The sequence below is a fragment of the Cellulomonas sp. McL0617 genome, assembly GCF_049994875.1.
In the GTDB taxonomy this organism is placed as follows: Bacteria; Actinomycetota; Actinomycetes; order Actinomycetales; family Cellulomonadaceae; genus Cellulomonas.
In genome coordinates, this window is record NZ_CP188256.1 from 898,524 (window position 1) to 911,997 (window position 13,474).

The window sequence follows — 13,474 nt, forward strand, 5'->3', positions numbered from 1 at the left end:
CGACCACGTGCGCCTCATCATGCACCCAAACAGCCGGGATGTCTGGTCTGGACAGCGGGAAAATCACGCGCTATCTTATCGAAGCGCTTCGACGATCGGACGCAGTTTCCCCCAATCCGATCGACATCCACTCGACGAGGAGAACCCGGATGAGGATCAGCACACGGCGATGGGCGGCCGTCGGAACCGCCGCCCTCCTGGCCACGGCAACCCTGACCGCCTGCAGCAGCGGCAGCGGCGGCGGCAACTCGGACTCCAAGACCCTCACGGTCTGGCACTACGAGTCCGACGACTCGGCCATGGGCCAGGCCTGGAACAAGGCGATCGAGATCTTCAAGACCGAGCACCCCGGCGTGAAGGTCGACGTCGAGCACCAGACGTTCGAGCAGATCCAGAAGAACGCCAAGATCGTGCTCACGGGCAAGGACGTGCCCGACGTCATGGAGTACAACAAGGGCAACGCGACCGCGGGCCAGCTCGCCTCGCAGGGTCTGCTGACATCGCTGACCGACGTCGCGAAGGCGAAGGGCTGGGACAAGGAGGTCAGCGGCTCGCTCCAGACGACCGCGAAGTACGACGAGAACGGGCTCATGGGCTCGGGCGACTGGTACGGGGTGCCGAACTACGGCGAGTTCGTCGGCATGTACCTGAACAAGGACCTGTTCGCGAAGTACGGCATCGCCGTGCCGACGACGTTCGACGAGTTCGAGGCCGCGCTCGCCACGTTCAAGACGAACGGCGTCACTCCGCTGGCCGAGGCCGGCGCCGAGTACCCCCTCGGGCAGCTCTGGTACGAGCTGGTGCTGCACTACGGCGACCGCTCGCTGGTCGACAACTACCAGCTGTTCAAGAGCGACGTCGACTGGCAGGGCGACGCCATGACGAAGGCCACCGAGAAGCTCGACGAGTGGGTCAAGAAGGGCTACATCGCGTCCGACGCGGCGGGCCTGACGGCCGAGGACATGGGCGTCTCGTTCATCAACGGCACCTTCCCGATCATGGTCTCCGGCTCGTGGTGGTTCGGCCGCCTGCAGGAGCAGGTCAAGTTCGACTGGGCCCAGACGCTGTTCCCCGGCAACACGCTGCACCCCGGCTCGTCCGGCAACATCTGGGTGGTCCCGACGAACGCGAAGTCCAAGACGCTCGCCGAGGACTTCATCGACATCACGCTGCGGCCCGAGGTCCAGAACGTGCTCGGTGAGAAGGGCGGCCTGCCCGTGGCCGGTGACACGAGCAAGATCACCGACCCGAAGACGGCCGAGCTGACGCAGAACTTTGCGGACATCGTCAAGGACGACGGCCTGGCCTTCTACCCCGACTGGCCCGTTGCCGGCTTCTACGACGTGATCGTCAGCCAGCTGCAGTCGCTGGTCAACCAGTCCAAGTCGCCCGCCGAGGTCCTCGACGGCCTCAAGGGCGCCTACGAGTCCGGCAAGACCGACCTGCTCGGCTCCTGACCCGAAGCGCTCGGGCGGGACGCGCCGTCCCGCCCGAGCGCCCCACGGAGGACGAAACCCCATGAGCACCGAAGCTCTCGACAGCCGCACGACGACGGCCCCGCCGCCGGCCGAGCCCGCGATCGCGCGCCGCACCAAGAAGCGTCCGACGTGGGTGGGCTACCTGCCCTACCTCGCGCCTGGCGCCCTCGCGTTCATCGTCGTCATCGGCATCCCGTTCGCGACGAACATCGCCTACAGCTTCCAGAAGTGGAAGGGCGGGCTGGCCCCGCACCAGTGGGTCGGCCTGGACAACTACCAGGCGCTGCTGCACGACGAGCAGTTCTGGACGTCGTTCCGCAACTCGATCTCGATGATCGTGGCCATGGTGGTCGTCCCGACGCTCATCGGCCTGGTGCTCGCGTCCGTCCTGTTCGACTACCTGGGCAAGAAGTTCGGGTCGCGCTCGGCGTCGGTGCTCAGGGCCAGCTACTACCTGCCGCAGATCCTGCCGGTCGCGGTGGCGGGCGTGCTCTGGAACTGGATCCTCAACGCGCAGACCGGAGCCCTGAACGAGGTGCTGCGCTCGATCGGCATCGAGCACCCGCCCAACTGGCTCGGGTCGCCGACGACGGCGATGCCGACGGTGATGCTCGTGCTCGTCTGGGTGCAGATCGGCTACCCGGTGGTGATCTTCATGTCCGCCCTGCAGCGCGTCGACCCCGAGCTGTACGAGGCCGCCGAGCTCGACGGTGCCGGCTGGTGGCGCCGCTTCCGCGCCATCACGATCCCGCAGATCAAGCCCGAGACGTTCGTCGTCGTGCTCACCTGCACGGTCGCCGCGCTCAAGGTGTTCGGCCCGATCTACGTGCTCACCCGCGGCGGCCCCGAGGGGTCCACCCTGGTGCCCAGCTACTACTCGTACCTCAACTTCTTCGACAAGTCGAAGGTCGGCTACGGCGCGGCGGTGGCCAACGTGCTCACCCTCGTCATCGTGATCGTCGCCGGTCTGATCCTCGTCGCGCAGGCGCGCAGCGAGCGCAAGGAAGGGGTGGGCTGATGGCCACCGACGTCCTGTCCACCGCGGCGCCCGGTGCCCGGCACCGCCGAGGGACCGCCCGCTGGGTCGTCCTCGTCGGCGCGATCCTGGTCGCGCTCGCGATCCTGCTGCCCTTCTTCATCATGCTGCTCAACGCGTTCAAGTCGCCGACGGACTATTCGCTGCACGGCCCGCTGAGCTGGCCCACCGAGATCTACACCAAGGGCCTGACCACGTTCTGGGACCGCGTCGACTTCCCCCGGAAGCTGCTCAACTCCATCTGGATCTCGGGCGCCGTCGCCGTCTTCGGAACGCTGCTGGCGCTGCTGAACGCCTACGCCATCGGCATCGGTCGCGTGAAGGGCCGGCTGCTGGTCGTCTCGCTCTTCCTGCTCGCGACGATGCTGCCGCAGGAGGCGCTGATCTACCCGCTGTTCACCATGGCGCAGAAGGTGGGGCTGTCGGACTCCCCGTGGTCCGTCATCATCATCTTCACCGTCATCCAGTCGGCGTTCGGCACCTACCTGCTGGCCTCGGTGCTGGGCACGTTCCCCAAGGCGCTGCTCGAGGCAGCGGCGCTCGACGGCGCCAGCAAGTGGGACGTCCTGTGGAAGGTCGTCTTCCCCGTGGTGCGCCCGACCCTGTCCGTCCTGATGATCTTCTTCTTCATCTGGACGTGGAACGAGTTCTTCATCCCGCTGGTCATGCTGACGACGAACGACACGCAGACCATCCCGGTCGCGCTCGCGTCCTTGCAGGGTGACCGGATGATGGATGCGCCGACGACCAACGCCGGCGCGCTCGTCTCGCTCCTGCCTGCGGTGCTCTTCTTCCTGATCTTCCAGCGAACCCTGACGCGCGGCGTGACTGCCGGCGCCGTCAAGTAAAGGCATCCACCGATGAAGTTCACCAACGGCTACTGGCAGCTCCTCCCGGGCGTGCAGGTGCTGCGTCCGCGCAGCATCGCCGACGTCGTCGTCGGAGAGGACACGCTGACGGTCTACAGCGCCACGGTTCCGCTGACCTCGCGGGGGGACACCCTCAACCGCCCCCTGGTCACGGTGACGTTCACGTCGCCGATGGACGACGTGATCGGCGTCCGGATCGAGCACCACACGGGCGGTGTGCCGGCCCGGCCGGCGTTCGCCGTGCGCCGGGGCGATGCCGACGTCAAGGTCGTCGCCGACGGTTCGGTCGCGACGTTCACGTCGGGTGGCCTCACGGCGCGCGTGTCGGCGGACGGCGCGTGGAACGTGGACTTCGAGGCGAACGGTCGGGTCCTGACCTCGTCGACGGCCCGCAGCATCGGCGTCGTCACGGACGCGGGCGGCGCGGCCTACGTGCACGAGCAGCTCGCCCTCGGCGTCGACGAGCACATCTACGGGCTCGGGGAGCGCTTCGGTGCGTTCGTCAAGAACGGGCAGTCCGTCGACATCTGGAACGCCGACGGCGGGACCGCGACGGAGCAGGCGTACAAGAACGTGCCGTTCTTCCTGTCCGACGCCGGGTACGGCGTGTTCGTCGACCATCCCGGTCGGGTCTCGTTCGAGGTGGGCTCCGAGGCGGTCTCGCGCACGCAGTTCTCGGTGCCCGGCGAGGTGCTGCAGTACTACGTCGTGCACGGCCCGTCGCCCAAGGAGGTGCTGCGCCGATACACCGCGCTCACCGGGCGGCCGGCGCGGGTCCCGGCGTGGTCGTACGGCCTGTGGCTCTCGACGTCGTTCACCACCCAGTACGACGAGGCGACCGTCATGTCGTTCGTCGACGGGATGGCCGAGCGGGGGCTGCCGCTGAGCGTCTTCCACTTCGACTGCTTCTGGATGCGCGCGTTCCACTGGACCGACTTCACGTGGGACCCGGCGACGTTCCCCGACCCCGAGGGTCTCCTGCGGCGGCTGCACGACAAGGGCCTGAAGGTCTGCGTCTGGATCAACCCGTACATCGCGCAGCGCTCGCGGCTGTTCGAGGAGGGCCGCGCGGGCGGGTTCCTGGTCACGCGCGCCGACGGCTCGGTCTGGCAGACCGACGACTGGCAGGCGGGGATGGCGCTGGTCGACTTCACCAACCCGGCGGCGGTCGCCTGGTACCAGGACCACCTGCGTCACCTGCTCCGCCAGGGGGTCGACGCCTTCAAGACCGACTTCGGCGAGCGGATCCCCACGGACGTGGTCTGGCACGACGGCTCGGACCCCGAGCGGATGCACAACTACTACACGCACCTGTACAACCGTGCGGTGTTCGAGGTCCTCGAGGCCGAGCGCGGCGCGGGCGAGGCGGTGCTGTTCGCGCGGTCGGCGACGGCGGGCGGGCAGCAGTTCCCGGTCCACTGGGGCGGCGACTGCGAGTCAACGTTCGTCTCGATGGCAGAGTCGCTGCGCGGCGGGCTGTCGCTGGCGTCGTCGGGCTTCGGGTTCTGGAGCCACGACATCGGCGGGTTCGAGGGGACCCCGGACGCGGCCGTGTTCAAGCGGTGGCTGGCGTTCGGCCTGCTCTCGTCGCACAGCCGGCTGCACGGGTCCGACTCCTACCGGGTGCCGTGGGCGTTCGACGAGGAGGCCGTGGACGTCGCCCGCCTGTTCACCCGGCTCAAGCTCTCGCTCATGCCGTACCTGGGCCGCGTCGGCGAGGACGCCCACGAGCTCGGGCTGCCGGTGATGCGCCCGATGGTCCTGGAGTTCCCCGACGATCCCGGCGCCGCGACGGTCGCGACCCAGTACATGCTCGGCGAGAGCCTCCTGGTCGCGCCGGTGTTCACGGCGGACGGCCGAGTGAACGTCTACGTGCCGGAGGGCGTCTGGACATCGCTGCTGACCGGCGAGAAGGTCGCCGGACCGCGCTGGTTCTCCGAGACGCACGATGTCCTGTCGCTGCCGCTGTACGTCCGCCCCGACACGGTCCTGCCGGTGGGTGCGCGCGAGGACCGGCCGGACTACCCGTGGGCCGACGGGGTCACGCTGCGCCTGTTCGAGCTCGCCGACGGCCATCGCTCCGTGACCACCGTCCCGTCCGACGACGACGCCGAGCCCGCGACCTTCGTCGTGACCCGTGACGGCGACCGGGTGCGGGTCAGCGCCCGCCACGCCCGGGGGAGCTGGCGGGTGCAGGTGGGCTCCGACGGCGCCGCGGTCGAGGCGCAGGACGACGGGGAGGTCGAGCTCACCCTCTGACGCTCTGAACGCGTCCCCGCAGCCTGCGGGCGACCCGTTGCGGGAGCGCTCCCACGTGCCGTATCGTAACGTTTCGACGCCATGCCAGGCGGACCGCGCACGCGATGACGCCGCGACTCGTACCGGCCTCTGACACAGCCACCCAACAGAAAGACCCCTCACATGACGACTCCGCGACCCTCCGGCCGCCGATTCCCGGACGACTTCCTCTGGGGATCCGCCACCGCGTCCTACCAGATCGAGGGTGCCGTGCACGAGGGTGGTCGGGCGCCGTCGATCTGGGACACGTTCTCCCGCACGCCGGGCAAGGTGCAGGACGGGGACACCGGCGACGTCGCCGTCGACCACTTCCACCGCGTGCCGCAGGACGTCGCGATGATGGCCGACCTGGGCCTGCAGGCGTACCGGTTCTCGATCTCGTGGTCCCGCGTGCAGCCGGACGGTTCGGGCGCGTTCCTCCAGGCGGGCCTCGACTTCTACTCCGACCTGGTGGACCGGCTGATCGCGGCCCGCATCAAGCCCGTCGCCACGCTCTACCACTGGGACCTGCCGCAGGCGCTCGAGGACGAGGGCGGCTGGGCCAACCGCCGGACCGCGATCCTGTTCGGCGAGTACGCCCGCAAGATGGCCGAGGTGCTGGGGGACCGCATCCACCTGTGGACGACCCTGAACGAGCCGTGGTGCTCGGCCTACCTGGGCTACGCCTCGGGCGTGCACGCGCCCGGCCGCACCGACGACGTCTCGGCGCTCCGCGCGGTGCACCACCTCAACCTCGCGCACGGCCTGGCGGGCCGGGCCGTCAAGGACGTGCTCGGTCAGGACACCCCGGTGTCCGTCACGCTGAACCTGCACGTCACACGCGCCGCCACGGACGCCCCGGAGGACCTCGAGGCCAAGCGGCAGATCGACACCATCGGCAACGAGGTGTTCCTGCGCCCGATGCTCGACGGCGAGTACCCGAAGGAGGTCTTCGCCGACACCGAGCACCTCACCGACTGGTCGTTCGTGCAGGACGAGGACCTCGACATCATCCAGGTGCCGCTGGCCGTCCTCGGCATCAACTACTACTCGACCGGCCGCGTCCGCTGGGGCACCCCGGAGGTCGGCGACGGTGGTCCCGGCCCCGACGGTCACCGCTCCTCGGCGTCGAGCCCGTGGGTCGGTGCGACGAACGTCGAGTTCCTCCCGCAGCCCGGCCCGCACACGGCGATGGGCTGGAACATCGAGCCCGAGGGTCTGGTCAACCTGCTCGTCGAGGTGCACGAGCGCTACCCGGCCCTCCCGCTCGCGATCACCGAGAACGGCGCCGCGTTCGACGACGAGGTGACGCCCGACGGCCGTGTCCACGACGTCGACCGGGTCGCCTACCTGCACGACCACATCGACGCGGTCGGTGAGGCCATCAAGCGTGGCGTCGACGTCCGTGGGTACTTCGTCTGGTCGCTGATGGACAACTTCGAATGGTCGTACGGCTACTCGAAGCGGTTCGGCGTGGTCCGCGTGGACTACGACACCCTGGAGCGCACGGTCAAGGACTCGGGTCTCTGGTACAGCGACCTGATCGCCACCAACGCGATCCCCGCCCCGGCACCTCACCTCTAGCACCACCCATGACGTCCGCGCTCGTGAGGTCGGGAGCCCTCTGAGCGCGGACGTCCGGCTTTTCCGGGACGCCCGACGAGCGGTGGCGCATGGGGGAGGATGGAGCCCGTGGGACGACGATCGACCAAGCGGCCGTACGGCGCCGAGCACGTCGAGCTCGACCTCGAGCGGGCCACCGCCGGACGGACGAGCGAGAGCGATCGCGACGGAGAGTGGTCGGTCCAGCGCGTCCGCGGCTCCGATCGCGAGTACCGCTGCCCCGGCTGCGACCAGGTGCTGGCCGCGGGCACCGCGCACGTCGTCGCCTGGCGCACGGACGGCCTGTTCGGCGAGGCCGTCGACGACCGCCGCCACTGGCACACGTCCTGCTGGCAGGCCCGCGACCGCCGCGGCCCGACCCGCCGATGAGCGCTCCCACGAGCGCGCCCCGGCTCATCGCCACGGACCTCGACGGCACGTTGCTCCGCGACGACGGCACGGTGTCCGCCCGGACGGCCGCGGCCCTGCGCGCGGTGGCCGACGCCGGGATCGAGGTCGTGTTCGTGACCGCGCGACCCGCACGCTGGCTGGACGACCTGGCCGAGCACGTCGCCGGCCACGGCGTCGCAATCTGCGCGAACGGCGCGGCGGTCGTCGACGTCGCGACGCGCCAGGTGCTGGCCGAGCACGGGATGTCGGACGAGCTCGTCGCGACGATCGCGCGGCGGGTCCGCGCGGCATGGCCGGACGCCACCTTCGCCGTCGAGAACGCCGCAGGCATCGGTCTGGAGACCGGGTTCCCGTCGCCGTACGAGAACCCCGTGGGGAGCCCGGTCGCCGACCGCGTCGAGGACGTGCTCACCGGGTCGACGTTCAAGCTCCTGGTGAAGAGCGCCGACCGCCCGGCGCGGACGTTCGCCGCCGACCTCGCGGCCGTCGTCGGCGAGCTCGCGATCGTCTCCGACTCGGGCGCGTCCGGCCTCGGTGAGATCTCCGGACCGGGGGTGACCAAGTCGGCGACCCTGGAACGCTGGGCCGCCGACCGCGGGATCGGCGCGGCCGACGTCTGGGCGCTCGGCGACGCCCCCAACGACCTGTCGATGCTGACCTGGGCGGGCGCGTCCTTCGCGGTGGCCAACGCTCACCCGAGCGTCCTGGCCGCGTCCACCCACCGGTGCGCCGCCAACACCGACGACGGCCCGGCGGACGTGCTCGACCTCGCGATCGCCCGGGTCCGCTAGGCCCGGCGGACCGCCACCAGCACGGCGTCGCGGATCTCGACGGGCTGGCCGTCGGTGCCCACGACGGTGCGCGACGGCGACGACGCGGTCACGTCCCACTGCGCCGGGTCGAGCGTCACGCCGATGTCCTCGGCGGTGAACAGCAGGTCCGCGCGGTCGGGCCGCTGGATCTGCGTCGAGCCGTGGTCGGACGGGTGGTGCCCGACGACGAGCAGGGTCCCGCCGGGGCGGACGGCGGCGGCGAGGCGGCCGTGCAGGGACCGCAGCGCGTCGGACGGCAGGTGCATGAACTGCGCGGACACCAGGTCGAAGCGGTCGACGCCGGGCCCCCAGGTCAGGACGTCGCGCTGCTCCCAGCTGATCGACAGCGCGCCGGCCAGGGCGGCGGACCGGTCCAGGGCGACCTGGGAGATGTCGATCGCGGTCACGTCCCACCCGTGGGAGGCCAACCAGATGGCGTCGGCGCCCTCGCCGGACCCCACGTCCAGCGCGGTCCCGGCCGCGAGCGGCGAGACGACGGAGACGAGGTGCGGGTTCGGGTTGCCGCTCCAGATGCGGTCGGCGGAGCTGTATCGCTCGTCCCAGAACTCCGGCGTGTACAGGATCTCGGCGTGCTGGTCATGGCTCATGCGATCATCCTGCCGCGTGCGACGCCGCCCGCTCGCACGGGGTTGCGGAACCGGCAATAGGCTCGTCCCGATGAGCACCGACGGCACCGACGCACACCCGATCCGCTCCCTGACGGTCCTGCCCGCGCGACGCGCGGACGTCGAGCTGCACACCGCGGACGGCCTGACGCTCGTCGGCGAGCTGGCCGTCCCGGAGCACGCGCCGCCCGCGGCCACCCTGGTGACGCTGCACCCCCTGCCCACGCACGGCGGTTACATGGACTCGCACATCTACCGCAAGGCGGCCTGGCGGCTGCCCGCGATGGCGGACCTGGCCGTCCTGCGGTTCAACACGCGGGGGACGGCGAGCCCGCGGGGCACCAGCGGCGGCGCGTTCGACGGTGGTCTGGCCGAGCGGTTCGACGTCGCGGCGGCGATCGAGTTCGTCGAGTTCCACGACCTGCCCCGCCCCTGGCTGGTGGGCTGGTCGTTCGGCAGCGAGCTGGTCCTCATGCACGGTCGCGACCCGGCGATCGAGGGCGCGATCCTGCTCTCGCCGCCGCTGCACCGCGCCACGGATGCGGACCTCGACGCGTGGGCGGCGTTCGGCAAGCCGCTGGTCGTGCTGGTCCCGGAGCTCGACGACTACCTGCGTCCCGACGAGGCCCGCGCGCGGTTCGCCCGCGTCCCGCAGGCCGAGGTGATCGGCGTCGACGGCGCCAAGCACCTGTGGGTGGGGGAGTCGTCCGTGCGCCGGGTGCTCGACGAGATCGTGGGCCACGTCCTGCCCGACCATCCGCTGCCGCTGCCGACGGAATGGGCCGGCGACACCGTGGAGGCGACCGCGTGATCCCGCTCCTGCTCCTGCACGCCTTCCCGCTCGACCACCGGATGTGGGACGAGGTCGAGGCATTGCTCACGGGCTTCCCGGCCGTGTTCGCGCCGGACCTGCCGGGCGACCTCCGCCGCCAGGAGCCGGCGCTCGAGGCAGTCGCCGACGCCGCGGCCGAGCAGCTGCGCGCCGCCGGGATCGACCGGGTGCTCGTCGGCGGGCTGTCGATGGGCGGTTACGTCGCGCTCGCGCTGCTCGAGCGCCACCCGGACCTCGTCGCCGGCCTCGCGCTGATCGACACCAAGTCCACGGCAGACGCGCCGGAGGCGCACGCGAACCGCCTGCGCGTCGCCGACGAGGCCGAACGCTCCGGGAGCGTCGACGTCGTGCGGCCGATGAGCGGGGTGCTCCTGGGGGAGACCACGCGCGCACTGCGACCGGAGGTCACGGCCGTCGTCGACGGCTGGATCGGCGAGCAGGATCCCGCCGTGGTGGCGTGGTGCCAGCGCGCGATGGCCGCCCGTCCCGATCGCACCGACGTCCTACGGACCTTCGACGGGCCGTTCGTGGTGGTCGTCGGTGCCGAGGACACGGTCACCCCGGTCGCGGCCGCCGAGCACATGGTTCAGGCGGCACCCCACGCACGCCTCGTAGTCGTCCCGCGCGCCGGCCACCTGACCGCGATCGAGGACCCGGCCGCGGTCGCGGCCGCCCTCGGCGGGCTACTTTCCTAGCAGCCGCGCCAACGCCGCGGACAGGTCGATCGACTCGCCGTCCTTGCCGCCGGCCCCGAGCACGAGGGTGGGCTCCGACGGGGTCGGCGTCACACCCTTGAACCGCGCGGACAGGCTTCCCGGCACGGTGAGGATGTAGAAGTTCCCCGCCGTGTCGATCGCGATCGTCTCGTCCTTGCGCAGGTACCAGCCGGTCAGCGGCGTCTTGTACCGCGTCCCGCCGTCGTAGCTGTGCGCGCGGAGCTCGACCGGCTGCGGGCCGAACTTCTGCGACTGCACACGCCGCAGGAACGCGGTGATCTGCTCGCGGGCCGCAGCGGACTCCTGCCGCTGACGCGTGGCCAGCACCTCTTCGTGAGCGGCCGCGGTCGCCCGCTGGCGCTCACGCCACGCGGCCGTCGCGTCGACGGGCGCGGGGGCCGGGTTCAGGGAGTTCTGGTCGGACAACGGTCGATCTCCTCGTCAGGGCGCGACGGTGCGCTCTCAGTGGGTCGGCGCGGGTGCGTCGTCCTTGCCCGCAGTCTGCTGGTCGTGCGACTCGGAATCCGCGGACGCGTCGGACTTCACCTCAGGAGTCACCTGTTCGGGTGACGAGTCGTCCGACGGGCCCGCCTGCGCGGGGACCCCGGACGCGGGTGCGGCAGCGGCGGCCGAGACCGGGGCCGGGCGCGACTTGGCGGGGCGAGCCGCCGGTCGCGCCGACTTCCCGCCGGCCTTGTCCTCCTTGGCCGGCGGTTGCGTCGCCGTCGACTTCTTCTGCTCCTCCTCGAACGCAGCCTCGGCGCGCGATGCCCGCTCGAGGGTGGCTCGGTCCGGGTTGTGCCCGAGCAGGTTGCGCAGCTCGTCGAGGTAGGAGGTGATCGACTCGCGCTGCCGGTTGAGGTCCTCGACCTGTCGTGCGGCGGACGTCCGCTCCCGCTCCGACTCGATCATCGCGTCGGAGATCTGCTTCTCGGCGTGCTCGCGCGCCTCGGCGACCACGCGGTCGGCGTTCTTGCGCGCGTTGGACAGCAGCTCCTTGGCGTGCGTCTCGGCGTCGGTGCGGACCTTGTCGCCCTGCGCCAGGGCCTTGGCCACGCGCTGCTCGGCCTCCGACGCGTGCGCCTCGGCGTCGCGCACCAGGCGCTCGGTGTCGGCGCGTGCGGTCTCGTGCCGGTCGGCGTCCTCGCGCTCCGCGGCCTCTCGTCGCGACGCGATCGACAGCTCGGCGTCGGCCAGCTGCTGCTCGGCCGAGCGGACCAGCTCGTCGGCCGTGGTCTTCGCGTTCGTCGTCAGCTCGGCCGCCGCGCGTCGGGCCTCGGTCAGCGCGCGCTCGGACTCGAGGCGGGTCCGCTCGCGCAGCTCGGCGGTCTCCCGGTCGGTCGCGGCGCGCAGCTCGGCGGTCTCGCGGTGCGTGACCTCCTGCAGCTCCTGCGCCTCGCGGTGGGTGACGTCGCGCAGGTTCCCGGTCTCGTGGTTCGCCCGTTCGCGCAGCTCGGTGGTGTCGCGCTCGGCGGTCGCCCGCAGGTCCACGGCGTACCGCTCGGCATCGCCCCGCAGCGCGACGACGGCCTGCTGGGTCTCGGCGCGGAACGTTGCCAGCTCGTCGGCGGCGGACGCACGCAGCTCCCCGGTCTCGCGCTCGGCCTGCGCGCGGACGAAGGCGGCGTACTGCTCGGCCTCGACCCGCAGCGCAGCGACCTCGGCGGCGACCCGCTGCTGGAGCGCGGAACCATCCCGCTCGGCGGCGGCGCGCACGCCGTCCGCGTACTCCTGGGTCTGCACGCGCAGCGAGGTGACCTCCTGGGCGGCCTGCTGGCGCAGCGCGGCCACCTCGGCGGCGGCGTCGGAACGCTGCTGCGCGACGTACCGGTCGACCTCGGTGCGCTGTCCGGCCAGCTCGGCCTCGACCCGCTGGCGCAGCTCGGTGGTGTCGGCGTCGGCGCTCTGACGCAGGTCCTGCGCGTAGTGCTCGGCGTCCTCGCGCTGCGCGGTCGTCTCGACCTCGCTCCGCGACCGCAGCTCGCTGGCGGTGCGCTCGGTGGCGATCCGCAGCTGCGTGGCCTCGTGCTCGACGCTCGCGCGCAGCGTGCCCAGCTCGCGCTCGAGGGAGCCGCGACGCTCGCTCTCCTCGGTCGTGATCGCGCTCTGGATGCGCGCCGCCTCGCGCTCGGCGGATCCCACCAGCTCCTCGGCACGGCGCTGGGCGGCGGTCAGCGTGCTCTCGGCCTCCGACGACGCCGTCGTGCGGACCTCGTCGGCCTCACGACGAGCGGTCGCGATCAGCTCGGCGACCTCGTTCTCCGCACGGGCGCGCAGCTGTCCCGACGAGAGCTTGGCGCGCGCCAGGGCGTCGGCCGCCTGCGCGTTCGCCTGGGTGACGACGTCGGAGGACTGCTCCTCCGCAGACCGCAGCAGCTGCTCGATGCGCGAACCGAGTCCCGAGTAGGTGGGGCGCTCGGCCTCGCGGAGCTGGCGGTGGGCCTCCGAGAGCTCGCCGGCCACCTGCATGGCGCGACCGTCGAGCTGCTCGACCTGGGCCCGCGCGTCGGCAAGCGACTTCTCGAGATCGGAGATGTGGGAGTCGACGGATTCGCGTTCGTATCCGCGGAAGTTGACGACGGGGAAGGGGGTCCGGGCGTCGGGCACGAGCGATCCTCCTGGCACTGTGACTCCGGGAAGCCGCCTCGGTCGAGACGCTCTGTGACATCCGGAGCCCGGGCGCAACGATACGCGTCTTCACTCGCCCTTGGCTTCGGCCGTTGCGCGTGATCACGCGCCCGGCCCAAGCGTGCCGGGTGCGTCAGGAACGCCCCGGTTCGGTCGTGACATGCCGCTCTGCCTATCCTGGGGCAAC

Annotated in this window: 12 protein-coding genes; 9 read left to right on the forward strand and 3 right to left on the reverse strand. The window is 71.3% G+C overall.

Annotated features, from left to right (window positions below; all coding sequences use genetic code 11):
• Positions 1-149: 149 nt before the first annotated feature.
• From ACPPVS_RS04115 to ACPPVS_RS04145, 7 genes are all read left to right on the forward strand, one after another.
• On the forward strand, positions 150-1,457 hold the full coding sequence (locus tag ACPPVS_RS04115) for an ABC transporter substrate-binding protein (RefSeq protein WP_426594722.1): 1,308 nt from the start codon (positions 150-152) through the stop codon (positions 1,455-1,457).
• A gap of 61 nt (positions 1,458-1,518) precedes the next feature.
• A complete protein-coding gene (locus ACPPVS_RS04120) occupies positions 1,519-2,496 on the forward strand; it encodes a carbohydrate ABC transporter permease (protein WP_426594723.1) in 978 nt (325 codons plus the stop codon).
• Complete coding sequence (locus tag ACPPVS_RS04125; RefSeq protein ID WP_426594724.1) at positions 2,496-3,362, forward strand: carbohydrate ABC transporter permease; 867 nt, start codon at positions 2,496-2,498, stop codon at positions 3,360-3,362. The genes ACPPVS_RS04120 and ACPPVS_RS04125 overlap by 1 nt, the downstream gene beginning before the upstream one ends.
• A 12-nt stretch (positions 3,363-3,374) precedes the next feature.
• Complete coding sequence (gene yicI, locus ACPPVS_RS04130; RefSeq protein WP_426594725.1) at positions 3,375-5,642, forward strand: alpha-xylosidase; 2,268 nt, start codon at positions 3,375-3,377, stop codon at positions 5,640-5,642.
• 162 nt (positions 5,643-5,804) lie between these two features.
• On the forward strand, positions 5,805-7,244 hold the full coding sequence (locus ACPPVS_RS04135) for a GH1 family beta-glucosidase (RefSeq protein ID WP_426594726.1): 1,440 nt from the start codon (positions 5,805-5,807) through the stop codon (positions 7,242-7,244).
• Between the two features lie 99 nt (positions 7,245-7,343).
• The gene (locus ACPPVS_RS04140; RefSeq protein WP_426594727.1) at positions 7,344-7,652 is read left to right on the forward strand and encodes a hypothetical protein; all 309 of its coding nucleotides are present in this window, start codon (positions 7,344-7,346) and stop codon (positions 7,650-7,652) included.
• Positions 7,649-8,464: an HAD family hydrolase gene (locus ACPPVS_RS04145; RefSeq protein ID WP_426594728.1), complete on the forward strand. Its 816-nt coding sequence runs from the start codon at positions 7,649-7,651 to the stop codon at positions 8,462-8,464. The genes ACPPVS_RS04140 and ACPPVS_RS04145 overlap by 4 nt, the downstream gene beginning before the upstream one ends.
• On the opposite strand, the gene ACPPVS_RS04150 is transcribed toward ACPPVS_RS04145, so the two are convergent.
• Positions 8,461-9,093, reverse strand: a complete 633-nt coding sequence (locus ACPPVS_RS04150; protein ID WP_426594729.1) for a class I SAM-dependent methyltransferase — start codon at positions 9,091-9,093, stop codon at positions 8,461-8,463. The genes ACPPVS_RS04145 and ACPPVS_RS04150 overlap by 4 nt on opposite strands.
• Before the next feature lie 70 nt (positions 9,094-9,163).
• Here ACPPVS_RS04150 and ACPPVS_RS04155 point away from each other — a divergent pair, with 70 nt between their 5' ends.
• A complete protein-coding gene (locus ACPPVS_RS04155; protein WP_426594730.1) occupies positions 9,164-9,922 on the forward strand; it encodes an alpha/beta hydrolase in 759 nt (252 codons plus the stop codon).
• On the forward strand, positions 9,919-10,638 hold the full coding sequence (locus ACPPVS_RS04160; protein ID WP_426594731.1) for an alpha/beta fold hydrolase: 720 nt from the start codon (positions 9,919-9,921) through the stop codon (positions 10,636-10,638). Before ACPPVS_RS04155 ends, ACPPVS_RS04160 begins: the two co-directional genes overlap by 4 nt.
• On the opposite strand, the gene ACPPVS_RS04165 is transcribed toward ACPPVS_RS04160, so the two are convergent.
• Together ACPPVS_RS04165 and ACPPVS_RS04170 are read right to left on the reverse strand one after the other, a co-directional pair.
• The gene (locus ACPPVS_RS04165) at positions 10,627-11,085 is read right to left on the reverse strand and encodes a hypothetical protein (RefSeq protein WP_426594732.1); all 459 of its coding nucleotides are present in this window, start codon (positions 11,083-11,085) and stop codon (positions 10,627-10,629) included. The genes ACPPVS_RS04160 and ACPPVS_RS04165 overlap by 12 nt on opposite strands.
• Positions 11,086-11,121: 36 nt before the next feature.
• Positions 11,122-13,266 (reverse strand): hypothetical protein, encoded by a 2,145-nt coding sequence (locus tag ACPPVS_RS04170; protein ID WP_426594734.1) that lies wholly within the window; start codon positions 13,264-13,266, stop codon positions 11,122-11,124.
• Positions 13,267-13,474 lie beyond the last annotated feature (208 nt).

What these genes read in the sequence shown, in the direction of transcription:
- ACPPVS_RS04115 (WP_426594722.1), top strand. Translation starts at nt 150, where the DNA reads ATGAGGATCAGCACACGGCGATGGGCGGCCGTCGGAACCGCCGCCCTC.
- ACPPVS_RS04120 (WP_426594723.1), top strand. Translation starts at nt 1,519, where the DNA reads ATGAGCACCGAAGCTCTCGACAGCCGCACGACGACGGCCCCGCCGCCG.
- ACPPVS_RS04125 (WP_426594724.1), top strand. Translation starts at nt 2,496, where the DNA reads ATGGCCACCGACGTCCTGTCCACCGCGGCGCCCGGTGCCCGGCACCGC.
- yicI (WP_426594725.1), top strand. Translation starts at nt 3,375, where the DNA reads ATGAAGTTCACCAACGGCTACTGGCAGCTCCTCCCGGGCGTGCAGGTG.
- ACPPVS_RS04135 (WP_426594726.1), top strand. Translation starts at nt 5,805, where the DNA reads ATGACGACTCCGCGACCCTCCGGCCGCCGATTCCCGGACGACTTCCTC.
- ACPPVS_RS04140 (WP_426594727.1), top strand. Translation starts at nt 7,344, where the DNA reads ATGGAGCCCGTGGGACGACGATCGACCAAGCGGCCGTACGGCGCCGAG.
- ACPPVS_RS04145 (WP_426594728.1), top strand. Translation starts at nt 7,649, where the DNA reads ATGAGCGCTCCCACGAGCGCGCCCCGGCTCATCGCCACGGACCTCGAC.
- ACPPVS_RS04150 (WP_426594729.1), bottom strand. Translation starts at nt 9,093, where the DNA reads ATGAGCCATGACCAGCACGCCGAGATCCTGTACACGCCGGAGTTCTGG.
- ACPPVS_RS04155 (WP_426594730.1), top strand. Translation starts at nt 9,164, where the DNA reads ATGAGCACCGACGGCACCGACGCACACCCGATCCGCTCCCTGACGGTC.